The 23,690-nt window shown below is 38.1% G+C and carries 21 protein-coding genes and 1 tRNA gene; 7 read left to right on the top strand and 15 right to left on the bottom strand.

The window, feature by feature from the left end; genetic code table 11:
• Nucleotides 1-200: 200 nt before the first annotated feature.
• The 5 genes from ACYVM0_RS01320 to ACYVM0_RS01300 all read right to left on the bottom strand — a co-directional run bounded on the left by ACYVM0_RS01320 (nucleotide 201) and on the right by ACYVM0_RS01300 (nucleotide 5,934).
• Complete coding sequence (locus tag ACYVM0_RS01320; protein ID WP_460551293.1) at nucleotides 201-455, bottom strand: 50S ribosomal protein L31; 255 nt, start codon at nucleotides 453-455, stop codon at nucleotides 201-203.
• Nucleotides 456-616: 161 nt separating this feature from the next.
• The gene (locus ACYVM0_RS01315; RefSeq protein ID WP_460551290.1) at nucleotides 617-1,108 is read right to left on the bottom strand and encodes a YajQ family nucleotide-binding protein; all 492 of its coding nucleotides are present in this window, start codon (nucleotides 1,106-1,108) and stop codon (nucleotides 617-619) included.
• 108 nt (nucleotides 1,109-1,216) lie between these two features.
• Nucleotides 1,217-3,667 (bottom strand): TonB-dependent receptor, encoded by a 2,451-nt coding sequence (locus tag ACYVM0_RS01310; RefSeq protein WP_460551287.1) that lies wholly within the window; start codon nucleotides 3,665-3,667, stop codon nucleotides 1,217-1,219.
• A 276-nt stretch (nucleotides 3,668-3,943) separates the two neighbouring features.
• The gene (locus tag ACYVM0_RS01305) at nucleotides 3,944-5,260 is read right to left on the bottom strand and encodes a prolipoprotein diacylglyceryl transferase (RefSeq protein WP_460551284.1); all 1,317 of its coding nucleotides are present in this window, start codon (nucleotides 5,258-5,260) and stop codon (nucleotides 3,944-3,946) included.
• 257 nt (nucleotides 5,261-5,517) lie between these two features.
• Complete coding sequence (locus ACYVM0_RS01300) at nucleotides 5,518-5,934, bottom strand: BrxA/BrxB family bacilliredoxin (RefSeq protein ID WP_460551281.1); 417 nt, start codon at nucleotides 5,932-5,934, stop codon at nucleotides 5,518-5,520.
• 257 nt (nucleotides 5,935-6,191) lie between these two features.
• Between ACYVM0_RS01300 and ACYVM0_RS01295 the strand changes: the two genes are divergently transcribed.
• Nucleotides 6,192-6,632 (top strand): Hsp20/alpha crystallin family protein, encoded by a 441-nt coding sequence (locus ACYVM0_RS01295; RefSeq protein ID WP_460551278.1) that lies wholly within the window; start codon nucleotides 6,192-6,194, stop codon nucleotides 6,630-6,632.
• A gap of 158 nt (nucleotides 6,633-6,790) precedes the next feature.
• Here the strand turns inward: ACYVM0_RS01295 and ACYVM0_RS01290 are convergent, their stop codons facing one another.
• From ACYVM0_RS01290 to ACYVM0_RS01270, 5 genes are read right to left on the bottom strand one after another with little or no spacing between them, the layout of a single operon-like run.
• Nucleotides 6,791-7,273 (bottom strand): hypothetical protein, encoded by a 483-nt coding sequence (locus ACYVM0_RS01290; protein WP_460551275.1) that lies wholly within the window; start codon nucleotides 7,271-7,273, stop codon nucleotides 6,791-6,793.
• The gene (locus ACYVM0_RS01285) at nucleotides 7,273-7,500 is read right to left on the bottom strand and encodes a hypothetical protein (protein WP_460551272.1); all 228 of its coding nucleotides are present in this window, start codon (nucleotides 7,498-7,500) and stop codon (nucleotides 7,273-7,275) included. Before ACYVM0_RS01285 ends, ACYVM0_RS01290 begins: the two co-directional genes overlap by 1 nt.
• A 9-nt stretch (nucleotides 7,501-7,509) precedes the next feature.
• Nucleotides 7,510-8,616 carry a M42 family metallopeptidase gene (locus ACYVM0_RS01280; protein WP_460551269.1) on the bottom strand — a complete coding sequence of 369 codons (1,107 nt, stop codon included), beginning with the start codon at nucleotides 8,614-8,616 and terminating at the stop codon, nucleotides 7,510-7,512.
• 27 nt (nucleotides 8,617-8,643) lie between these two features.
• Complete coding sequence (locus ACYVM0_RS01275; protein ID WP_460551266.1) at nucleotides 8,644-9,471, bottom strand: UbiA prenyltransferase family protein; 828 nt, start codon at nucleotides 9,469-9,471, stop codon at nucleotides 8,644-8,646.
• Nucleotides 9,471-9,941, bottom strand: a complete 471-nt coding sequence (locus ACYVM0_RS01270) for a hypothetical protein (protein ID WP_460551263.1) — start codon at nucleotides 9,939-9,941, stop codon at nucleotides 9,471-9,473. The genes ACYVM0_RS01275 and ACYVM0_RS01270 overlap by 1 nt, the downstream gene beginning before the upstream one ends.
• A gap of 35 nt (nucleotides 9,942-9,976) precedes the next feature.
• Between ACYVM0_RS01270 and ACYVM0_RS01265 the strand changes: the two genes are divergently transcribed.
• Complete coding sequence (locus tag ACYVM0_RS01265; RefSeq protein WP_460551260.1) at nucleotides 9,977-10,993, top strand: long-chain-fatty-acid--protein ligase; 1,017 nt, start codon at nucleotides 9,977-9,979, stop codon at nucleotides 10,991-10,993.
• A gap of 77 nt (nucleotides 10,994-11,070) precedes the next feature.
• Here ACYVM0_RS01265 and ACYVM0_RS01260 read toward each other — a convergent pair whose 3' ends face one another.
• Both ACYVM0_RS01260 and ACYVM0_RS01255 read right to left on the bottom strand, forming a co-directional pair.
• A complete protein-coding gene (locus ACYVM0_RS01260; protein WP_460551257.1) occupies nucleotides 11,071-11,208 on the bottom strand; it encodes a GIY-YIG nuclease family protein in 138 nt (45 codons plus the stop codon).
• Between the two features lie 43 nt (nucleotides 11,209-11,251).
• Nucleotides 11,252-11,324, bottom strand: a tRNA-Lys gene (locus ACYVM0_RS01255).
• A 243-nt stretch (nucleotides 11,325-11,567) separates the two neighbouring features.
• Here ACYVM0_RS01255 and ACYVM0_RS01250 point away from each other — a divergent pair.
• The 5 genes from ACYVM0_RS01250 (at nucleotide 11,568) to ACYVM0_RS01230 (ending at nucleotide 16,457) form a co-directional block, all read left to right on the top strand.
• Nucleotides 11,568-12,377: an SDR family oxidoreductase gene (locus ACYVM0_RS01250; protein ID WP_460551254.1), complete on the top strand. Its 810-nt coding sequence runs from the start codon at nucleotides 11,568-11,570 to the stop codon at nucleotides 12,375-12,377.
• Nucleotides 12,378-12,499: 122 nt separating this feature from the next.
• Entirely contained in the window at nucleotides 12,500-13,324 is an 825-nt protein-coding gene (locus ACYVM0_RS01245; RefSeq protein WP_460551251.1) for an SAM hydrolase/SAM-dependent halogenase family protein, read from the top strand.
• A gap of 68 nt (nucleotides 13,325-13,392) precedes the next feature.
• Nucleotides 13,393-13,974, top strand: a complete 582-nt coding sequence (locus ACYVM0_RS01240; RefSeq protein WP_430989105.1) for an RNA polymerase sigma factor — start codon at nucleotides 13,393-13,395, stop codon at nucleotides 13,972-13,974.
• Nucleotides 13,975-14,100: 126 nt separating this feature from the next.
• Nucleotides 14,101-15,549: a carboxypeptidase-like regulatory domain-containing protein gene (locus ACYVM0_RS01235; RefSeq protein WP_460551247.1), complete on the top strand. Its 1,449-nt coding sequence runs from the start codon at nucleotides 14,101-14,103 to the stop codon at nucleotides 15,547-15,549.
• Between the two features lie 71 nt (nucleotides 15,550-15,620).
• Complete coding sequence (locus ACYVM0_RS01230) at nucleotides 15,621-16,457, top strand: DUF2911 domain-containing protein (protein ID WP_460551244.1); 837 nt, start codon at nucleotides 15,621-15,623, stop codon at nucleotides 16,455-16,457.
• A gap of 32 nt (nucleotides 16,458-16,489) precedes the next feature.
• Here ACYVM0_RS01230 and ACYVM0_RS01225 read toward each other — a convergent pair whose 3' ends face one another.
• From ACYVM0_RS01225 to ACYVM0_RS01215, 3 genes are all read right to left on the bottom strand, one after another.
• Entirely contained in the window at nucleotides 16,490-18,118 is a 1,629-nt protein-coding gene (locus ACYVM0_RS01225) for a sodium:solute symporter family protein (RefSeq protein ID WP_460551241.1), read from the bottom strand.
• A gap of 394 nt (nucleotides 18,119-18,512) precedes the next feature.
• Complete coding sequence (locus tag ACYVM0_RS01220) at nucleotides 18,513-21,002, bottom strand: PIG-L family deacetylase (protein ID WP_460551236.1); 2,490 nt, start codon at nucleotides 21,000-21,002, stop codon at nucleotides 18,513-18,515.
• A 166-nt stretch (nucleotides 21,003-21,168) separates the two neighbouring features.
• Nucleotides 21,169-23,682, bottom strand: coding sequence for a M14 family metallopeptidase (locus ACYVM0_RS01215; protein ID WP_460551233.1), 2,514 nt, complete (start codon nucleotides 23,680-23,682; stop codon nucleotides 21,169-21,171).
• Between the last annotated feature and the right edge of the window lie 8 nt (nucleotides 23,683-23,690).

The raw sequence follows: 23,690 nt of genomic DNA, 5'->3' as shown, positions 1-23,690 counted from the left end.
AGCTGGCAAAAACAGATTTTCAAAAAGAGAGCACCTCATTTTTACCCAGCCTTATCATTAGTATTTGACAGGCAGTCTCCTGTATTAATCCGTGAAAACTTGTATAATCCGTGGCAAAAAAAATCCCCCCGGAGAACCGAAGGGACTTAAAGTATAGCCATGAAAAACAAACTTCAAATAAAGATAATGATCTTTACCAATTATTTTGCCTTCTTTTCGTAACGTTTTTTGAACTTATCAATACGACCTGCAGTATCAACCAATACGTTTTTACCGGTATAAAAAGGATGAGAAGTATTTGAAATCTCCAGTTTAATCACCGGGTATTCGTTTCCATCTTCCCATTTTACTGTTTCTTTACTGTATGCTGTTGAGCGGCTTAAAAATGAATGGCCATTGCTCATGTCTTTGAAAACTACTGTCTTGTAAGTTTCCGGATGAATTCCTTTTTTCATAATTTTTCTGTTTTTCTATACGGATTTTGCCGTATAATACTTTTGTTAGGATGCAAATTTACTAAAAAAAAGGGAATTATACGATTTCTGTTTAATTTTTCAGTGTTACAACATTCAAAAACTGCAACTTTTTGCTATAATCCGCCCAAAATGCCCGTTCTCTAGCTCTTCATATTCACCACCGCTAAAGCTATACCCAGGTTCCAGCCCTTGCTGGCTTGTATAACTTCCTGCAAATCATCTATTTTTTTTCCGGTTACCCTGATAATATCGTCCATTATAGCTGCCTGCACCTTGTAACCACTGTCTTTTATCAGCTTTACTATCTTTTTGGCATCTTCCTGTTTTATACCATTTCTTACCACTACCTCCTGCCGCACTACTTTACCACTCTGGTGCGGTTCTTTACTAAAATCATACACTTCTGCTGCCAGCCCCTGCTTCATACTCCGGCTGATCATCACATCCCGTATCTGTCCCAGTTTCATTTCACTTTCCGCCTCCAGGTTTACCTTAAATTCCTTTTTATTCAATTCAATCACCACGGGGCTTCCTTTAAAATCAAAACGGTTAGTAATTTCCTTACTTACTGTGTTGATGGCATTATCTAAGGTCTGCAGATCTACCTTACTTGAAAAATCAAAAGATGGCATAGCAATTATTTTTTTCAAAAGTACTAAAAAAGTTGAAGGTTGAAAGTTGAAAGTTAAATGCCCTGTCTCAACTTTTGATACAGCCTTCAACTTTCAACCTTCCGCTTTTTAGTTGGCTCCTTTCACCCTGCTTTGCTCATCACCTGCGCCGCCTGATTTCCTGCTTTTTACTCCTTTTAATGGTTTACCAAAACGATAGCTTAAGCTTAAGGTAACCACCCGGCTATCTCTTTGCTGACTAAAACTTGCATCTGTACTTTGTATGTTGATCTCTCCGTGAGGCGTCATTGTTTTAAAGATGTCACGCACATTTAATTTTACGGTGCCTTTCTTTTTTAATACTTGTTTTTGCACCCCTGCATTTAACTGCCCCAGTGAATGGATCAGTATCTGTGCTTCAATACCTTTGGTGCGGTAAAAGCCCGACAGCTCTGCACTCCAGCCATTTTTAAAAGTAAACTGGTTATTCATATTCGCTGTAAATGTAGTAGCATTTACATTTACTTTACCTGATGTAAATTCTCCATTGTAGCTGCTGTAATTCAGTTCGCCATAAGGTATAAACATCCACCATTTTGTTACCGGCACCTGTGCACTTACCGATAAGCTGGCATTATCAGAACTACCATAATTTCTGTGCGTAACCACAATGGCGTTTCCGTTAGGTTCAAATACTTCGGTAAACAACGCTTTGGTATGGGTGTAGTTAATTGAAGTGGTCAAAAAATCTTTGTACGTATGCGATGCTTCTACAGTATTAGCAATAGAAGGTTGTAAAAACGGGTTACCCTGCTCGTAAGTATAATTATCAATGAAGAAGAGGAATGGGTTCAGGTCTTCATAATCCGGGCGCCTGATCCTGCGGCCGTAAGAAAACGACAACTGGTTTTTATCATTCATTTTATAGCTCACAAATACATTGGGGAATAAACCGGTATAAGAGTTTTTAAAAGATGAATCGGTATGTAATGGGTTACCAAACTGGTTACCGCTGTTATTGGTATTCTCCATTCTTAAACCAGCCTGCAAACCCCATTTTTTTATTTCTTTAGATACATTAACATAGGCCGCATTAATGTTTTCTTTGTATTGAAAACGGTTGGTTTTGGAAAGATCCACCACTTTATTACCACCGATCATGTTAAAATAACCAGCAGTATTATCTGTATTTACATAACCTGATTTAATACCGGTTTCTAACTTATAGCCTCTTTTAAGATTCTGGTTGTAATCCATTTTAAAAGTGTAGATATTTACATCTGTAGGTAAATCACCCACTAAATTATCTCCACCTGTACGTTGCCAGTTATCAGAATAATAGTTGTTCAACAGATCCATCGTTTTGCCTGATCTGTAACTTACATAATCTGCATCCATGGTTAACTCTCTGCCGGTTGAATCGAATGTATGGCGGTAATTAAAATTGAGAGAACCATTTTTCCAGGGGCCATCTTCATTATTTTTTGCTACAGCTATAGAATCTAAAGTCTTTACACCATCATAAAAGTAGGTAGTGTTTAAACCATACTGGCCGTGAGAAGCATTAAAACCGGTTGCTACAAAACCAATCGTTGTTTTTTTAGACGCATAAAAATCCACTCCTATTTTACCATTGTAATTTTCATTTGTTCTGTACATTAAGGCATCCTGTTCAAATATCCTGTCTATACTGCCGGCAGAATTTTTAAATTTTCTTAAGATATACAGGTCCTGGTAATTTTTATCGTAACTGGCACTGAAATTACTGAACACATTAAACTTTCCGTTGCGGTAATTAAGATTAAGGCTATTATTATTCCTGGCATAAAAACCCTGGCCGTAAGAAGTGTTGGCACTGCCGTTAAAACCTTTTTGTTTATTCTTTTTGGTTTTGATATTGATGATACCTGCTGTACCTGATGCATCATACTTTGCTGAAGGATTGGTCATTATTTCAATCTGGTCTAAATTACCAGAAGGCATTGTTCTTAATAAATTAGTAAGATCAGCCCCGGTTAAATAAGCCGGTTTGCCATCAATCATAATCGTAACGCCTGCTTTTCCTTTTAAACTAACATTACCGTCTTTATCAACTGTTACGCCGGGGCTTTTTTCCAGCACTTCCAGGGCAGTGGTACCTGCATTTGAAATAGCGGCATCTACATTTACAATAGTGCGGTCGATCTTTCTTTCGATAAAGGGCTTTTTAGAAACTACAGTAACACCTGCCAGGCTCTTATCCTGAGGAACCAGCTGCAATACCCCAACATTTGCGGTTGGCTGATCGGCAGAAATAGCAAAAACTTTACTGTAGGTTTTAGAATGGCCAACCGAAGTAGCTAATACCAGGTAAGAACCATCCTTTACATTTTCGATAATAAAATTGCCCTCTTTATCAGTAATGGCAACTTTAATCAAACTGGAATCCTTTGCTTTTAAGAGAGAAACTGAAGCGGCATCGATGATCTTTTGCTGTCCGCCGTCTTTAATGCTACCGGTAATTTTACCGGCTGTGTTTGTCTGGGCTTGGCTGCACATAGCAATAGTGCTTGCAACCAAAAGGTTGAAAAATTTTTTCATGACTATACTTTTTGTTTTTAATTCCGGTGGCTAATCCGGAACGGCTATTAATAATTGCAGTTATATACTTTGATAACTACCTCACAAAAGTAGGTACTTTGTTTTGCATAGTACATTGTTTTATACTGAACGGTAAAATAAGTGGATAATCGGTATAAAATGTAAAATGAAAAGAAAACAGCTACAAAACTGTAACGTAAGAGGAACAGAAATAGTTACAGCTATAGCTTTAAATATGCAGAATGATAATATTATATTACTTAAATAGAAGAAATCTTAACTATCCTGGGCTTTTGATTTTTGTAATTGTATAATAATAAGTACCATGCCCGATATAAAGAGAAGTAAAGATATTATTTCAGCCTGTGTAGGATGAAGCCCGAATATAGAGTAAGTAGTATTTACCCGTATTTTTTCTACAAGAAACCTTTCCATTCCATTTAAAATCAAATAAATACCAAAAATAATCCCTGGTGTTTTAATCCTTTTCCTGATGCTCCATAAAAATAGAAAAAGCAAGCTGCAGGCAATTGTTTCATATAATGGTGTGGGGAAAACCGGTACCGGCAGCATCCGGTTATGCTCGTCATCGTCCCCGGCTATTTTAACGCCATCATCATTTACATTTTTGGGATAACTGTAAGCAAAAAGCCAGTCAGGCAGAAAGGAATTATTCTTATAATAAATATGAGATACCTTCTCTAATGAACTGAAAGTCCTGCCATTATATTGATTTGCATCCGGCATTTTACCGGTAAGAAAATAAGTGGAATCTTTTTTAAGCACTTCCATAAATTCTCCGTCTTTGGCTAATCTTACCTTTCCGTTTGCGTCGGCAACATAGGCACTGTTGTAAACGCCCCAGTCACCATCACCTGCCACCTGGCAGCCAATTCTCCCCACGGCATAGGCAATCATTAAAGCCGGCGCTGCAGAATCTACCAGGTGAATTAACTTAATACCTCTTTTGGTGGCATACCAGCAAATAGCTATAGCAGCAACAATCAAGCCTCCGTAAAAAGTAAGGCCGCTTTGCGAAAACAATCTTCCTATCGGATCTTTTACAAATTCATCCCAGTTTTCAAAATTATCAAACAGCTTGGCGCCTAAAATCCCAAACAACAATCCCAGGATAATAATATCTCCTACCCTGTCATGTGGCCATATCCTCACATTGCGGCGTTCGGGCTCCTTCAGTTTCTGCTTATTTTTCTCGTACCATTTTAAACCAGCCAATAGTAATCCTATAGCCAAACCTCCAATAATACTACCGTGTTTAGAAAAAACATAGTCCTGCGGATTTATATCATCAGGCCGGCTGAAAATGAGCCCCAGCACTTTAAAGCCAAAAATAAAACCAATAAGTCCATTGATGAGCAACTCCATAAAAGAAGCTGGTTTACCCACCGTAATCATCTCTTCCCTGGGCGATAGCAAGCCTAACTTCTCTTTTCGCTTTAACTCATTGGTAAGTACAATAGCTGCTACAATAAATGCTACAGCTACCATTAGCCCGAATGTATGTAAGATTCCAAGTCCTTGCCATTTCACTCCAAACCAATCTTTAAAAACGTAGTATAAATCGGGATACATTCAATTTTGATTTTAGATTTATGATTTTTGATTTCAGATTTTTATCAGCCGGAGAGCTATTAAAAATTAAAATCGCTTTTATGTTGCAAGATATTGAATAAAGCGATGAAAAAATACTGACCTCACCTTCCTATCGTACATCGAAATTGTATTTCGATACATTTACCCGGTACATTGAAATTATATTTCGACACATTCTATCAATAAAAAAATCCTCCCGCAAAACAGGAGGATGTATTTTACTAACCCATCTTTACTTAGTTACAATGCTGCTCAAAAGCCCCGATAAGGTTTTCGGCAATCATTTGTGCGCTTCTTCCTTCAATCATATGCCTCTCGATAAAATGAACCAACTGGCCATTTTTAAAAAGAGCAATAGATGGAGAAGAGGGCGGATAAGGCAACAGGTGTTCCCTGATCTTTTTTACCGCATCAACATCAAAACCGGCAAAACTGGTAGCCAGGTGATCAGGCTTTTTAGCACTGTTATGAACAGCCATTAAAACGCCGGGCCTTGCTGTACCGGCACTACAGCCGCATACTGAATTAATCACCACCAAAGTAGTGCCTTCATCATTTATAGTTTGTTCAACTTCTGCTGAAGTAGTCATTTCAGAAAAGCCATTTTCTGTAAGCTCTTCTTTCATCGGTATTACAATTTCTTCTGGATACATGTGCATTATATTTTTTGGAACACAAAATTACAGACTTAAAACAATTGAGAAATCATTTTTCTGTATTTAGAGTTTACCATATCTGGAATATTATCCGGGAGCTAAACAGGCAATTATGTCATGTTGAAAATACAAAACAAGCCATTTTGTCTTTTAATTTTCAGCATTTAGGAAATTAAGGCACTAAAAACCGGTTGGAATGTAATTTGAAGACCTGTTTATGTCAAACAAATTTTAAAAACTAAAAAAATATAACCATGACACTCGTAAAAACAAACAACCCATTTGCAAAATCTTTTGATGGCTTAATGAACGAGCTTTTTAATGAACTGCCTGCAACCTTTGGTAAAACTGTGAGGCAGGATGTTTTCGGTTTTCCTCCGGTAAATATTGTTGAGAAAAATGATCATTATCATTTGCAGGTTGCTGCTCCGGGTTTTGACAAAAGCGATTTTAATATTAAACTGGAAGGCGAAACTTTAACTATCAGTGCTGAAAAGAAAGAAGAAACCAAATCGGAAACCGATAAAGTGATCCGTAAAGAATTCAGTTCAAAAGCCTTTAAACGCAGCTTTACTTTAGATGAAAAAATTGATGCTGCCAATATCAGCGCCAAATACGAGAACGGCATTTTACATGTTGGTCTTCCTAAAAAAGAAGAAGTAAAAGCTGTAACAAAAGAAATTAATATTCAGTAAGAGTTTTCATAAGCATACAGTTGGTTTTGATTATTCCCCGCTATTCTTAGCGGGGAATTTTGTTTTAGCCATGGATCTACTTACCGACGGATCACACAGATTTTCGCAAATTAAGAACCAATTTATGCGGTATAAAAATGGGTATGCCTATAAAAGAATCACATATTATCCCCTCTCTGTCTTCGCTTTTCCATCCAATCTACTTCTTTGTTAGTAGTAAAAGCCTGGATGATAGCAATAAGAAAAAGCGTGGCTACATTGCCAGCCAAAAAAAGCAGGGTGAAGCTCCAGTAACCATCGCTGCCAAATGCAGCTTTATTAAAATAGCGGATGTAATCGTTCAGTAATACCACCAGGCACAACAAAAAACCTATTGTGAATATTGACCTGGAAATAAGCTTTACCGGAGTTGACGGGTGCTTTGCACTTCTTTTAAAAAAAATATAATACACACTAGCAAAAATGGCCGCAGGCAAAGACATGATCAATAACTCGTAAATGATATCCGTTGGGCGGGATGAAATAATTTTTGAAAGCCCCCAGAACACCCCTACCAACGATGCTATGATAACCGGCACAGAAAGGAATAACAGGAATATCAGGAAATATAGTTTTGAATATTTTATAAAACGGTCTTCCATTATTTTATTTTATCGGGTTTACTTGTCAGTGCATCCAGTAATTTTTTATTGGCAGAATCAATCGCAGAAGCAGAGTGTTTAAGGCTTTCGTCAACACGTTTAAATTCTTTTACAATGCTATCCGTTTTATGCTGTGCCACAGTTGCTGCATTTTTCATACTAATTGCTACTGAAGCAACCAGCCCAATTGCTGCCACCGCCACCAGTATGATTAACCCTTTTGACACAGGTATTGTTTAAAAATAACTCAAATTAGTTTTAGGTGTTAAGGTCAGCAATGTTTCATACATCAGCTTTACAGTATTTTCAATATCGTCTTTGTGCAGCATTTCCACTGTTGTATGCATGTAACGCAAAGGAATAGAAATTAATACAGAAGGACAGCCATCATTGGCATACGCAAATGCATCGGTATCTGTACCTGTGCTCCTGCTAACAGTATGCAATTGCACGGGAATTTTATTTTTACCGGCTACATGCTGCACAAGGTCCAGCAGTTTATTATGTACAGCAGGGCCAAAAGTTAATGAAGGTCCCTTACCACAAACCGTATCACCCTGTATGATCTTGCTGATCATTGGTGTGGAAGTATCATGGGTTACATCAGTAATGATGGCTACATCTGGTTTTATCCTGCGTGCAATCATTTCGGCACCACGCAAGCCAATCTCTTCCTGCACTGCGTTTACTATGTATAAGCCAAACGGCAGTTTCTTTTTATTTTGCTTAAGTAATCTTGCCACTTCCGCAATCATAAAACCGCCTACACGGTTATCAAATGCTCTTCCTATCAAAAAGTCGTAATGCAGTTCTTCATAACCGTCTTCGTAAGTGGCCACAGCACCAATATGTATACCCAGGTCTTCCACTTCTTTTTTCGTTCTTGCGCCACAATCTAAAAACAGGTTGTCTACTTTTGGTTGCGGTTCCTTAGCCTCCGGATTTTGCAAACGGGTATGAATAGCAGGCCAGCCAAATACGGCTTTTACGGCACCTTTTTTACCATGTATCAATACCCTCATTGATGGTGCTATCTGGTGATCCACACCGCCATTGCGTTTTAAGTAGATCAATCCTTCGGGCGAAATATAATTTACAAACCAGCTGATCTCATCCGCATGTGCTTCTATCACTACTTTAAATGGCGCATCGGGGTTAATTACGCCCACAGCTGTACCATAAGGGTCAGTAAAAAAACTATCTGTAAACGGTTTTACATATTCCAGCCACATTTTCTGGCCACTGCTTTCAAAACCAGTGGGAGAAGGATTGTTGATATAGTTTTTAAGAAATGTATACGATTCTTCTGATAAAATACTTTTCGTTTTCTTTGCTTTAGCCATCTTAATTAATTTATGAAAGCAAAATAACTAAATACTTGCCACAAAAGTTGCTAAAGCCGAAAATAACATCAGCCCGTCTACAATAAAATAATAAAAAATATAGCCTTGTTTTTTAAGCGAGAAAAAGTAAACAATTGCCGTAATTACACCTGTAACCAGTAAGGCTATTACCTGCATCGGTTCATCGTAATAAATCCTGAGTAAAATCCCATTAATAATGTAGGCTGTAAATATAGCCGCCATTATATATTGTACTGTACGGGGTTTAATAATTGTGGTTAAACTTTGCAATCCACGTATTTTGTCTACCCCTGTATCCCTTGCATCAAAAATGATGCATAACATCAGCATAAAAAGAAACCGGTTATTGAATAACATTACCAGTGTAATTAAATTACCGGAGGGGTTTTGTTTAAACGGAATGTACACGGTTACAAACGACCATGTAAGTGCCAGTAAAAAAGTTTTAAGCAAGCCGGCTTTGCGTGCAATATGAAATACTTTGAATGGTAAAAGCGGAATGGTATAAAGTGCGGTGAGCAATAAACCCACAACTATTACAGGCCATAGCTTTGTAAGATAGCATAAAGAATATACCAGGCCAATACTGCCCAAAAACATAACAATAGCGTTGCTGTAGTATTGCTGCAAAAATATTTTTACCGGCCGCCTGGAAAAACTGTAACCGCTCAAAAGCCAGTACAGGTTATAACTACTGATGGTAGAGAAAAAAATAAAGCTGTATAAATATCCTGTTAAACTAATGTGCAGCAATACTGCTGTTTGATAACACAATGCCATAGCGCAAATGGCAATAAAAATAGAATGTGATAAAATGAAGTGAAATAACTTCATTACTGTACGATATAATAAACCGGATCGCCGGTAATAATTACGTTACTTTTATTTTTTGCAAAATCTTTTATATACACTTCAAAGTACAAAGTATCTACCCTTGGCCTTGTAGTTACACCAGGCTTACCGCCTAATACATTAAATAAGTTAACCGTAATATCTGCTTTAAAATTTGCCTGTGCAGCAGTTTTGATATCGGGTAAAAAGGAAGAATCGATCTTATTATTGATAAGGTTTTTTACATATATCTTTGAAGTATCGGAGCCTGCTTTAAAGCCCAGGTCGCCTTCCGCATCAGTAACATTGATGGTAAGTACAGGGGCTATATCTTTCTGAAAAGCCGTGTTAGACGATAGCCAGCCATTGGGTTTTACAGATTTAAAACTGATTTGAGGAACTGTTGTAAATTTATCTTTTTTACAACCAACAAAAACCATAACAAGCATAGCAATTAATAGTGTATATCGCATCTTTGTATATTATTAATCAAATTTACAGATAGAAATTGAAACATCCCGTTAAAAATATTGACCTTGAGAAAAGGGTTTTTGCTGCCTCTGAAAACAACTTTACAGGGCTGGCACTGGAATTATTCCAGTTTCAGTACGGGAATAACGACATATATCGTAAATATTGCGATACCCTTAAGGTTGTGCCGGATAATATCCGTTCGCTGCATCAAATCCCATTTTTACCCATTTCATTTTTCAAATCGCACCGGGTTACAAGCACCGCATTTGAACCTGAAGTGATTTTTGAAAGCAGCGGCACTACCGGTTCTGTAAACAGCAGGCATTTTGTAAAAGACCTGCAACTGTATAAAAAAAGTTTTACTGCAGGGTTTGAGAAATTTTATGGTGCACCCGAAAATAAATGCATCTTAGGCCTTCTGCCCTCTTATTTAGAGCGAAATAATTCTTCCCTGGTTTTGATGGTGGATGAGCTGATAAAACAAAGTTCTCAAAGCTTAAGTGGTTTTTACCTGTACAACCTGGAGCAACTGCACCGTACGCTTTTACACAACGAAATTTTAAAACAACCCACTTTATTGATCGGTGTTACTTATGCCTTATTGGATTTTGCAGAACAATACCCTATGCAATTGCGTAATACCATTGTAATGGAAACAGGTGGTATGAAAGGACGGCGGGAAGAAATAACAAGACAGGAAGTGCATCAGCTGTTACAAAAAAAGTTAGGTGTAACTCTTGTACACTCAGAATACGGTATGACGGAATTGTTATCGCAGGCTTACTCTAAAGGCGATGGCATTTTTCATTGCCCGCCATGGATGAAAGTGGTTATACGTGAGGAAGACGACCCGTTTGCAATACACATAGCTAGGGATATAAAAGAAAAACCTGTTACCGGTGCCATCAATATTATCGACCTTGCCAATATTTACAGTTGCAGTTTTATTGCCACCAGTGATGTGGGCCGTTTATACAGCAATGAGAGTTTTGAAGTATTGGGCCGTATAGATAATAGTGATATAAGAGGATGTAGTTTGATGGCTTTATAATTGCAAGTTCTGAAATAACAACTATTTCAAAATAAAAACTTCAACATCAGTTGAGGTTTTAGTGAACCGGCCGGGACTCAAACCCAGGGCATTCCCGTAGAAGTAAATTTTGAATGGCCGATATTATGTTCATAAAGACGTCTTTCGAGATCGGTACAAACCCCAACATAATATTTATCCAACTTATCAGAATAAATGATATAGACATACGGCATAAAAAAAGCCTCTCATTTTTATGAAAAGGCTTTTTTGTTTTTGTGAACTGGCTGGGACTCGAACCCAGGGCCCATACATTAAAAGTGTATTGCTCTACCAACTGAGCTACCAATTCATCCTTATTAAAAACAGCAGTCAAATTTATATTTCCCAGAGGTCCTCCCGATCTTAAATCGGGATGCTCTACCAACTGAGCTACCAATTCTCCTGTCCCTTTTTTAATTGGGAGTGCAAAAATAGGGTAAAAACATATTGCAACAAATTTTTTACGCAAACTTTTTCAACATTTAAATTTGATTTTCAACATTTTGTTTGTTTTCACCCCGATAACTCACTTATTTTTGCCTATAATTATTTTATGAGCACATATTTTACAAATAAAGTAGTAGCCATTACCGGCGGAAGTGATGGTATTGGAAAAGCATTGGTGGATGCATTAATAGGTATGGGGGCAAAAGTGGCCACCTGCAGCCGCAACCAGGATAAATTGTATGATTTACAGGTGAAACACTCCGGTTTACCATTACATACCCTGGTAGCTGATGTGAGTAACCTGAATGATTGTAAAAATTTCATCAATTCTACTATTGCCACCTTTGGAGGTATCGATATCCTGATCAATAATGCCGGTATAAATATCCGGGGTGTATTACAGGATATAGAAATTGAAGCCGTTGAAAAAGTGATGGACATTAATTTTTACGGCACACTGTATTGTACCAAACTGGCATTAAATTCAATTATAGAAAGAAAAGGTGTTATTGTAGGGGTTTCTTCTGTTGCAGGATACAGAGGGCTTCCGGGAAGAAGCGGCTACTCGGCCAGCAAATTTGCAATGACCGGTTTTTTAGAGTCGTTACGTACCGAGCTATTGGATTCCGGTGTTCAGGTAATGTGGGTGTGCCCGGGTTTTACAAAGTCAAATATCCGCCATGTGCCGTTGATCAGTAAAGGAAAATTGGTAGAAGTAAGTACAGCACATGAAGAAAAAATGATGAGTTCCGAAGAGTGTGCCGAAAAAATTATCAGGGCAATTGAAAAACGAAAAAGAACCCTGGTGTTTACTTTTTCTGACAAGCGTACTGTTATGATGAATAAACTTTTTCCATCCCTGACCGATAAGTTAGTCAGAAAATTCTTTTTTAAAGACGGCGGACTTGTAAGATGATAAGTTGGGAGGTTAGGAGTTTAGAGGGTTAGGAGTTTAGAGGTTTAGAGGTTTAGGGGTTTAGGGGTTTAGGGGAGCCTGCAAGTATTAATTATTCACTATTCAATTATTCATTACAATAAATGCCATTATTAACCCTTACATCTGATATAGGCCAGCAGGATTTTTTAGTTGGCGCAGTAAAGGGACAATTATTACAGTCGAATACCGGTTTTTCTATTGTTGATATTACCCACCACCTCTCTCCTTTTAATTATCCGCAGGCAGCCTATGTTTGCCGCAATGCCATAAAAAATTTTCCTGAAGGAAGTTTTCACCTGGTGCTGGTAAATCTTTTTGATGAAAAACCGGAGCATATGTTACTGGCTGAGCATAACGGGCACTTTATAGGATGTGCAGATAATGGACTGCTTACTATGATATTAGAAGAAGTACCTCAAAAAGTAGTTGCGTTGGCGTTGGATAAAACACAACAAAAAAATACCCTGTATTGCACTACTATTTTTGCCAGGGCGTTTAATCAATTGCTGGAGGGTAAAAGCATTACCGAGATTGGGGATGCTTCAGTATCGATACAAGTAAAAAATCCGTTAAAACCGATGCTGGGGAATAATTGGATTGAAGGACAAATTATATTTATAGATAATTTTGAGAATGTAATCGTTAATATAACCAAAGAAGATTTTGAAGAACAGCGCAAAGGCAGGAGTTTTAAAATTGTTTTTAAACGGGATGAAGTGATTGATAGAGTAAGTGAAACCTATGCTGATGTTACGGAAGGAGAAAAGCTGGCATTGTTTAATTCTGCCGGCTACCTTGAAATTGCCATTAATAAAGGTAATGCCGCAGGGCTGTTTGGTTTGCAAGGCTATTCGGAAAAGCAGCAGCAACACCAATATATGAGCAACAGGATATTTTACCAAACAGTGAAAGTTTATTTTGAATAGACAGCCAGAGCCGGCTCATTTACAAAACCTGACAACTAAAAAACTATTGCTTTCCCGGACTTAGAAATTTGACCTTTTTAAAAAACATATCGCCTGACCAAACTACTGATAAAGAACTGGTAACAGCTTTTAAAGAAAGCGGTGATACCAACTATTTAAGTACGCTTTACCAACGTTATATGGACCTGGTATTTGGTGTTTGCCTGAAATACTTTAAAGATGCTGAAAGATGCAAGGATGCTGTGATGGATATTTACGAGGAGCTTAATACCAAGTTAAAGCAGCATGAAGTGGATAATTTTAAAGGCTGGTTGCATGTTTTAGCCCGAAATTACTGCCTGATGCAACTGAGAAGTCCCAGGAACATGAAAACCACGGAATTTAATGCTGATTTTATGCAATCAGCGGAAAATACGCATCTGAATGGCGAAGTGTTGGAAAAAGAGAGCAATTTTGTTAAATTGGAACAGTGTTTGGATACTTTGACTGAAGAACAAAAGCAAAGCGTGCAATTATTTTATTTAGAGAACAAATGTTATAACGAAATTGCGGCCATTACCGGGTACGACTGGAATAAAGTAAGAAGTTATATTCAGAATGGCAGAAGAAATTTGAAATTATGTATGGATGAAAAGGGACTGGAGTTATAGTTTAGGGGTTTAGAGGTTTAGGGGTTTAGGGGTTTAGAAGTTTAGGGTTTAGAAGAGCATTATAATTTAGAAACTCTTGTAAGTAACTACTAAGGACTCAGTATTCACGACTCACCATTCGCAACAATGTACAATAAAGAAAACGATATTATTTACACCGCAGCAGATATAGCACAATACCTGGAAGGAAAACTTTCGCCATTGCAGATGCATGCCATGGAAAAAGCAGCACTGGACGACCCTTTTTTAGCAGAAGCAATGGAAGGATATGAAGCTGTGCCACATGAAAACCGGGCAGACCAGCTGGCAGCATTAAAGAATGATTTTGGCAGGGAGAAAAACCTGGCTAAAGTGGTTGCTATGCCGGTGAGGCGTAAGAATAACTGGTGGAGGGTGGCAGCGGCAGTATTACTATTGGGTGGCACTGTTTCTATCGCTTACCTGTTGTTGAATAAAAAAGAGACCCTGGATATTGCAAAAAACACAGCGCCACAGGTAGAAAAAGAAAAAGCTGGTGCGGATACAAATTCATTTAAAAATTTACCTGAAACGCCATCATCCGGAAATACCATTGTAACAACAGAAACAAAGTTAAATACAGCAGCAGGTAATCAATATACGCCTGCTAATAAAAGCACAGCAGAAAAAAATGAAACCACCCGGGCCGACGATAGTCTGTTTGTTTACAGGCCTGCCAAAAAACCGGTAATTGCCGATCTGAAATTAAATGGTGGAGAGACTACAGACAATGATGCTATTAAAGACAGAAGCCCCTTACCTCCTGCTGCTACAACCGCTGCGCCTACAGTAAATTACAGCAATAACAGTAATGAAAAGCAAACTGAAGAAGCAAAAAAATATTACAACAGCAACATTGCGCAAAACGGAATTCTAACACAGGCTCAATATGAAAAAGGCCGGCAAGCTGTAGTTGATAAAGAAACTTCGGCTTACTTAAAAAAAGAAACAGCGGCATTTAACCGGAGTTTTTCGGCACAGGTTGTGGGTACAGATAATAGCCCGTTGCCTTTTGCCAACATCAGCATAAAAAGTGAAAACTTTGGCACTTATGCAGATGCCAAGGGAAACTTCAGGTTGGTATCATCCGACTCCCTGCTGGTTGTGGAAGTAAAAGCGGCCGGTTATCAGCCACGTTTTTACACTCTGCAAAGTTTTGTGCAACAAAATAAAATTGTATTGGCCGAAGAAGATGCCGCATCAAGATATAAAGCCGTTGTTGGAAACAGTTCAACAGCAAAAGCTAAAACATCAAGAAGAGCTACATTGGTAAAAGACTCTTTGATAAATGTAGAACCGGCCGACGGATGGGATAATTATAATACCTACGTTAATAATAATATTGAAATACCTGATGACATCACCAAAAAAGATATTCACGGCCAGGTTGAACTTTCTTTTGACGTAAAATCAAATGGCACTATCACTAATATCAGGGTAGATAAATCCCTTTGCGATAATTGTGATGAGGTTGCCAAACGCCTTATTGAACAAGGCCCTCAATGGAAAGTAAAAAAAGGCAAAAAGGGTAAAGGTAAAGTTACCGTGCAGTTTTAATTATTTTTCATCATCATTTTCCTTCTCATTTTATAGCCATTCAGTTACTTTTATAGCCAGAAATTTTATGTATGAATAAAACTATGCTGTTGCCTGTTGTAATGCTGTGCTGTGCGTCTGTATTATCGGCACAGGTAAAAATGCCCGAGCCTGCACCTTTGCAAACTATAAAACAGAGTTTTGGTATGGGCTCAATTGAATTGTTGTATAGCAGGCCTAATTTAACAAAGGGACGCAAAATATACGGCGACCTTGTACCTTATAACAAATTGTGGCGTACCGGCGCCAATGCTGCTACAAAAATAATTTTTACTGACCCTGTGGAATTAAACGGAAAAAAAGTGGATACAGGCACTTATGTTTTATATACTGTGCCGGGGCTGGATAGCTGGGAAATAATACTGAACAAAGGTTTGAATAACTGGGGTATTGAAGGATATAAAGAAAGTGAAGATGTGGTTCGCTTTAGAATTGAACCAGGGAAGCTGAAGACAAATATTGAAACTTTAACTATGCAGTTCGCCAATATAAAACCAGAGAGTTGTGAGTTGCAAATCATGTGGTCGAAAACAGGCATTGTAATTCCAATAACTACAAATATTAAAGACCGGTTAAGGGTGCAGATTGAAAAGGCGATGCAAACAGAGAATAAACCTTACTGGCAGGCTGCACAATTTTATAATGAATATGATCACAACCTGGTAAAGGCTTTAGATAATTGCAATAAAGCTATTGCGGTGAACAGCAAAGCATTCTGGATATATTTATACAAAGCAAAAATTCAAAAAGAAATGGGCGATAAAGCCGGGGCCAAAGCCAGTGCCCAAAAATCACTTGAACTGGCAAGAGATGCAAAGAATGATGATTATGAAAAAATGAACGAGGAGCTACTGAGAAAATTGAAATAAAATTCTAAACAGGTACAGAAAAGCTACTGCAATTATTGTTTTATTTTCTCTTTTAACAGGGGCTGCAATAACGCACTTAACACAATTACCAGTAAGGCACCAATTACATTGAGCCATAGGAACGAAATGATATCCATCCTGTAGATAAGAATGACCAGTAATTCCGAAATAATGGCGGCATAAAAAACAGCATTGCCTTTTACAAATTTTAACCAGAACGCTACTAAAAACACCCCTAATATTACGCCATAAAAAAGTGACCCGATAATATTAACCGCTTCAATTAAACTGTTGCCGATATTATAGGCAAACATGGAAATGATGATAGAAAATATCCCCCAGCCTAATGTGTACCATTGCGATATTTTATAATCTTCCAGTTCTGTTTCTTTTTTTACAAAAAACTTTTTATGAAAATCAATTACCGTACATGCGGCCAGCGAATTGAGTGCCGCAGCAATGCTACCCCAGGCTGCTAAAAAAATAATGGCAAAGATCAACCCTATTAAACCTACAGGTAAATTTTCTTTTACAAACCAGAGAAAGACATAATTGGTATCATTAGGTTTCTGATCGGGTAAGGCTCTTTCCATTACGCCCTTAAAAGTTTTTCGTATAGCATTGGCCGCTGAAGTATTCTTTTGTTCAAATGCTTTACTATACTGCAATTCCAGCATATTTAAAGAATCTTTCTTTACCGTTTGTTTTGCCTGTTGCAAGGTTACAGCATCAAAATACACCGGCCCTTTATTGTATTGGTAAAAAGAAAAAATCAATATCCCGATGAGTAAAATAAAAAACTGCATCGGCACTTTTACCAGGCCGTTTATCAGTAAACCTTTCCTGCTTTCAGTTATATTTTTTGCAGTTAAGTACCTGCCTACCTGGCTATGGTCGGTTCCAAAATAACTCAGCGCCAAAAAGAAACCGCCTATCAATCCACTCCATATATTGTATTTGTCTTTCCAGTCGAAACCTTTATCAGTAAATCCTGTGGTGATGATATTCATCTTGCCGTTTTGTCCACCTACTTTTAAAGCATCCGTAAAGCCAACTGCATCAGGTAATAATTTCACTGCCAAATAACCGGTTAAAAACAAAGCCACAAACACAATGATCATTTGTAGTTTTTGCGTATATGCCACTGCTTTAGCCCCACCACTCATGGTGTAAATGATAAGCATACCGCCCATGACCAGATTAGTGTAATAAATATTCCAGCCCATTAAAGAACTCAACACCAATGATGGGGCAAAAATGCTTACACCGGTACTTAATCCTCTTGATAATAAAAACAAAGCCGAAGTAAAAGTTCTTGTTTTTACATCAAAGCGGTGTTCTAAAAATTCGTAGGCGGTAAATACTTTTAATTTGCTGAATACCGGCACAAAGAAAACGGCGATAACGATCATGGCAAGTGGCAGGCCAAAATAATATTGTACAAAACGCATCCCATCGCTGTAGGCCTGGCCTGGACCGGTTAAAAAGGTAATGGCACTTGCCTGTGTACCCATGATACTTAATAAAACCAAATACCATGGCAGGCTCCTGTTGCTAAGAAAATAGCCTTCTAAATTTTTTGTGGTACGGCTTTTATAAATACCATAAACGATAATGGAAGTGAGTGTAATAATTAATATGGCCCAATCTATACGGCTCATATCCTAACCCCTGAGGAGGCTTTTAAGCATACAATAATTTTATTTTCCTTTCTTTTTTTCACAGAAAATAATCAATTAAAATACCTGGTAATAAAATAGAAAACGCTTATTTGTGCAAGCAAAAATAACAGCACACTAAAATACCATTTGCGCCAGTATGATTTTTCGTTTTTCATTTTTTTAACAAGCATTTATTTTACCAGGTCACTACCCGAAAAGGGTGGCTCACCCGGATTTGTTACTGTTCTATTTGTTGCCGGGTGGGTCACCCAGATTTGCTACTGCTATTTTTTTTTACCAGTTGGGTCACTATACAAAGGTGACTATCCCGGATTTACTACTGCCCCATTTGTTGCCGGGTGAGCCACTCTTTAAGGAGTGACCCACCCTATGATCATTTGATGTACTTCACTCTTTTATTCGCAATCAGGTTGGCAAACAGCCTGTATGCGCCGGGTACACCGGCAGGTAATTCCCTGAAGAAAACCAATCCGGTATACACAAATCTTCCTTTACCGTAATTGGCAATGATCAAACTACCGTCCTGTTCATTTTCGCCGGGATCTTTCATGCTTAAAATTCTCCTGTAAGCGGTATCAATATTTTCTGCATTGTAAATGCTGCGTTCCTGTATCCAGCCTTCAAAATCCTTATCGGTTATTTTATTGGGATAGTTCAACGCTTTATGATCTGGAATTAAAAAATTCACTTTGGCTTCTTCATCAGTAATCCTGTTGCGGCTGATGGTAAAAGGATAAGGTGCAATCTTCGCTCTTACCGGGCCGATCTGGTTACTGGTATTATATTGCGTGAATAATACACCGCCATCTTTTACATATTGCATTAGTGCATCGTACACATTATTCATCCATTCGTTAGTATTGTAAGTTCTTACACCGGTAATAATCACATCAAACTGGCGAAGATTAGCAGGTGTTATATCGCTTTCTTTAAGCGTTACTACTTTATAGCCCATTTGTTCCAATGCTTCCGGAATTTTATCGCCGGCACCAGGGATGTAACCTGCGTAGTTACCTTCTGTTTTTAAATCAAGGTTAATAAGCTTAACCGGATCTACGTGATTGTAAACGATATCAGGTATATGGTCGTAATTAATTTTACGTTGACCAAGCAGCTGTTTTTCTTTTATACCTTTTGCTGAAAAGATTCCGTTCATTAACAATGCATCATTATTTTTTAATCCACTATTGGAAACCGGCACAGTAAACATTTTTTTTTCGCCCTTTGAAAAAGCTGCGTAAGTACTTAAAGACGTGATAGTACTATCGCCTTTATTATAAGCCAGTTTAATACTGTCTGTAATTACCTTATTAGCCTGAACAATAAAACGGATATTTTTAGCCTGGTTTTTCACTTCACTGTTAAACAATACCATTGATGGCGCTGTACCCACAAATGCAGGGCTGATAATATTTAAAGGCTCGTACAATTCACCTTTTACAGGATCTGTATACTTGTACCAGATAGGTTTTGAGAATACAAATTCTTTTCCTTCAATCATCATACTAAAATTTACGCTTAAAGGATCGTTCTCTGCTTTGCCGATTTTAAGCTGATCATCTACATTAAAACTTCCTTTATCTTTTTGATTCTCCAACCAGTAAGGTTGTGTAAGCCTGGTATCCGGCTCCAAAAACCAGGTATACGACTTCGTTGCATTGGTATTTTTTTTCAGCTGATCAAAGATCAAATACGTTGTATCGATCTGCACATCTGCACTTAAAATATTGGCACCGCTCCGGTTATTTACAGTTAAAGTAACCTTTAAACTATCGCCTTGTACAGCATATTGTGTATTGGCAACAGCTTCCATAAATAAACCGCTGCAGTTCTCAATGATCTTTTTGATCTCCGCTTGTTTTAATTCTTTCCAGTAAGGATCGTTTATCTTATCCAGGTCGGTATAAAGCTTTACTAAAGCGGCATCAGATTTTTCGGGATGCTGCACATCGTAATTTTTAAAAATATCGTTGATCGTATTGCCAATATTTTCTTTTGTTACCCTGGACCAGCTCAGATCAATACCATCCATCAGATCATTAACCGGCGTACTGCCTTTTATGGTTTTAAAATATTCAATCACACTTCCCCTTTGCGCCGGCACACCAAAACCCTGGCTTTTGTGCATGCTGCGGCTGGTAGCTGCAATTTCGCCATAACTTTTACCAAGGATCGGATTATAATCACCAGACTCTAATTTAAACTGGTCGTCTCTTTGGGTATTGGTGCTGCCGAAATTAAATGTGTTCCATAGTAAACGTTTGGCCTGCCACACACTCACATATTTTAATTGCTCCGGAAATTTTGTGGGATCTGCTGCAGCATCAAATGCCTCTCCGGCTAATATTGCTGATGCTGTGTGATGGCCATGGCCGCCTTCGCCGGTAGTGGGAAACCTTGTAATGATCACATCAGGTTTAAATTTCCTGATTACCCAAACCACATCACTTAAAATTTTATCGTGTCCCCATATACGTAAGGCTTCTTCGGGGCTTTTACTAAACCCGAAATCAAAAGCACGGCTGAAAAACTGTTCGGCACCATCAACCCTTCTTGCTGCCAATAGTTCCTGTGTGCGAATCAAACCCAGGTCAACACCCTGTTCATCACCAATTAAATTTTGCCCACCATCACCCCTTGTTAAACTTAAATAACCGGTGCGGTATAGTTTTTCATTGGCCAGGTAAGCCAGTAATCTTGTATTCTCATCATCTGGATGAGCCGCAATGTATAATACAGAACCTAATACATTGAGCTTTTTTAACTGCAATAATATTTCGGAAGACGTGTAGGATTTTGGTGTTTGCGATTTTGCTTCGCAAAATAAAAGCACAAGAAAAAAGAATACGATTTGCTTATGCAAACTTAAATTTGCCACAGAGGCACGGAAACACTGCAATTTACTTTTCATATCAGAATACTACTCTTTTTATTTAAAATTTTGAATCGCAACTTGCGATATTACATGCCAAAACTTTGGTTCGGTAAAATGTATCGAAATAAAATTTCAACGTACTAAAAACAGTTGCCTACTGCCCTGCCAGGAACACGGCATTTGCAAATAACAATTTTCCATTCTCCCAAAAACTTCTGAATATCGGATCATCTGCAAAAAACACGATGCTTCCTCTTCCCATATCCTGAACGCCTAAAACAGTACCATCTTTTAATTTATCTTTTAATCGGCTACCTACAAAACCTGCTACCTGGTTATCTTTTTTTATCACCCCAACATTCCAGCCGTCTTTCATAAATTCATACAGGTCGCCATTCTGTTTTAGTGTAAAGTAATTGCCGGTATAGCCAAATGCCAGGGGATGAGAATCATCTAATGTTACTTTATAAATAGAACCGGGAATAAAATCTGCGATGCTTTCTCTTTCCCTGTTTTCAAAACGTTTTACATCTGCATATAAACTTTTATCATCCTTTTTATCGTCTTTCTTTTCATCATCATCGCCTTTCTTTAATTTAAAACCCCAGTCTGCTTTTGCCATTTGGGATGCCCCGTTTTCCATGGCTATAATTTTACCGCCTTGCTGCACCCAGTTTTTTATTTCGGCAGCAGCATCTTTATCAGCCAAAAATTTATAATTACCATCGGGCAAAATCAATACATCCATATTTTTTAATGCCGCTCCGTTAATCTCATCTGCATTAATTAATGTTATAGGATAATCCAATTGCTGTTCAAACAAATGCCATACTTCTCCTGCCCCGGTGGAATTTACACCTTTGCCGGTAAGCATGGCTACATTTGGCTTTTTGATAAAATGTACTTTTTCACTGCCAAAATCAAAGCCGCTTTCCATAAAGCCACTGGCTACAGCAGTTACCGCAGCATTGTATTTTTTTGATACTTCCATTAATACAGCCAGTTTATCTTCATTACCTTTTTTCAAAACAATTAAGGTACCTTTTTTAAATGCTTTGCCGCCATAGGTAAAATCTTTTTCAGCAAAACGCAATTTTATTTTTTCGTTTAATAAAGCAGCTAACAATTTAGCATCTTCAAAAGAAGCATAATTGATAAGATACCCATAAGCATTTGAAGCCACTGTTGCGGCAGCAGGTTGTACCGCATAAATACCGGCCGCCATTTTTTCTCTTACGGCATAAGCCTGCACGCCATATACATACGGCAAACTCCAGGCGGTGATATCATAAGTAACAGAATCAGTAAGCTTAGATCTTGGCTCAAATAAAACTTTTATTAATGTGGATTTCGGCTGATACGCAGATACTGCAATTCCGTTAACCGCCGTAAATATTTCTTCTTTACCCGTAGCGTAATTATACCCTTTAATTGAAGTGCCGCTGATACTGCCATATTTAATTCCATTTGCATCAAAGAAATTTTGCAACGGTTTTAATTTATTGGCATTGGTTTCTGTAATAACATAAGTTTTATATTCCCCAACACCATTATTTTTGGCATCATCAAAAAACTTTTTAAATTCAGTCACCAAACGGCTGTTGTGTACCGATGCAATCTCAACTGTACTCATGCTGGTAGCAAAGTGATGAGCAATCCTGTCTTTTAGTGTCAGTGTATCGCCATCAGATTTTAAGGCAGCGCTGCCGCCGCCGGGGCCACCTGCCTGTTCGTACGTCATCCCAATAGCGCCGTTATATATCGGGTATGTGTCCCCGTATGCAGGATAAAACAAATCGAATATCTCTTTGGTAAAATACAGCCAGCCATTGGCATCAAAATATTTAGCGTGATTTTTCCCGATGGTATATTGAAAATCTCTCTGCCACTGGGTGATCACTTCATGAAAAGGTTCTGCAGCAGGTGCAAAATAATAAGGATTGTTGATGCCCTGCTCGTGGTAATCGCAATGGATCTGCGGCATCCAGTCATTGTATTTTTTTACACGTCCCTGCGTTTCTATTTGTGTCTGCCATGCCCAGTCACGGTTAAGGTCAAAATTATAATGATTGGTTCTGCCTCCGGGCCATGGTTCGCTGTGTTCTCTTGCATCTGTATTAGGGTTGGCATTTTTACCAGACACTTGTGTAAACCAGTTTACATATCGGTCACGTCCATCAGGATTTAAACAAGGATCAATGATGACCACGGTGTTCTTTAACCACTCTTTGGTTTGCGTATTATTGGGATTCAGCAATTCATACAATGTTTTCATTGCTGTTTCGGAAGAGCTGGTTTCGTTACCATGCACATTATAACTGAGCCACACAATAGTTGGAGCATTTACATCTCCGGGTTTATCATTCAACAGGCCGGTGAGGCGTAAATTATTTTTCCTGATCTCTTCCAGCCTGGCAAAATTTTCTGCCGATGCCACAAAAGCCAGCAATAAAGGGCGGGCCTCGTTGGTGCTGCCATATTGTTCCAGCTTCATCATTTTGGGCATTGCCAATGCGGCCTGCTGAAAATAATTTACAATTTTATAATGGGGTGTATATTTATCGCCCAATTGATACCCTAAAAACTGGTCGGGGCTTTTTAATTCCTGTGAAAAAGAGGCGTAACTTGAAAATAATATGGCTAAAAGAATAAACAGGTTTTTCTTCATAAAATGTA

It is taken from the genome of Ferruginibacter profundus (assembly GCF_054783275.1).
The sequence above is the reverse complement of the archived record's forward strand: the minus strand, read 5'-3'. Positions and strand labels throughout refer to the sequence as shown.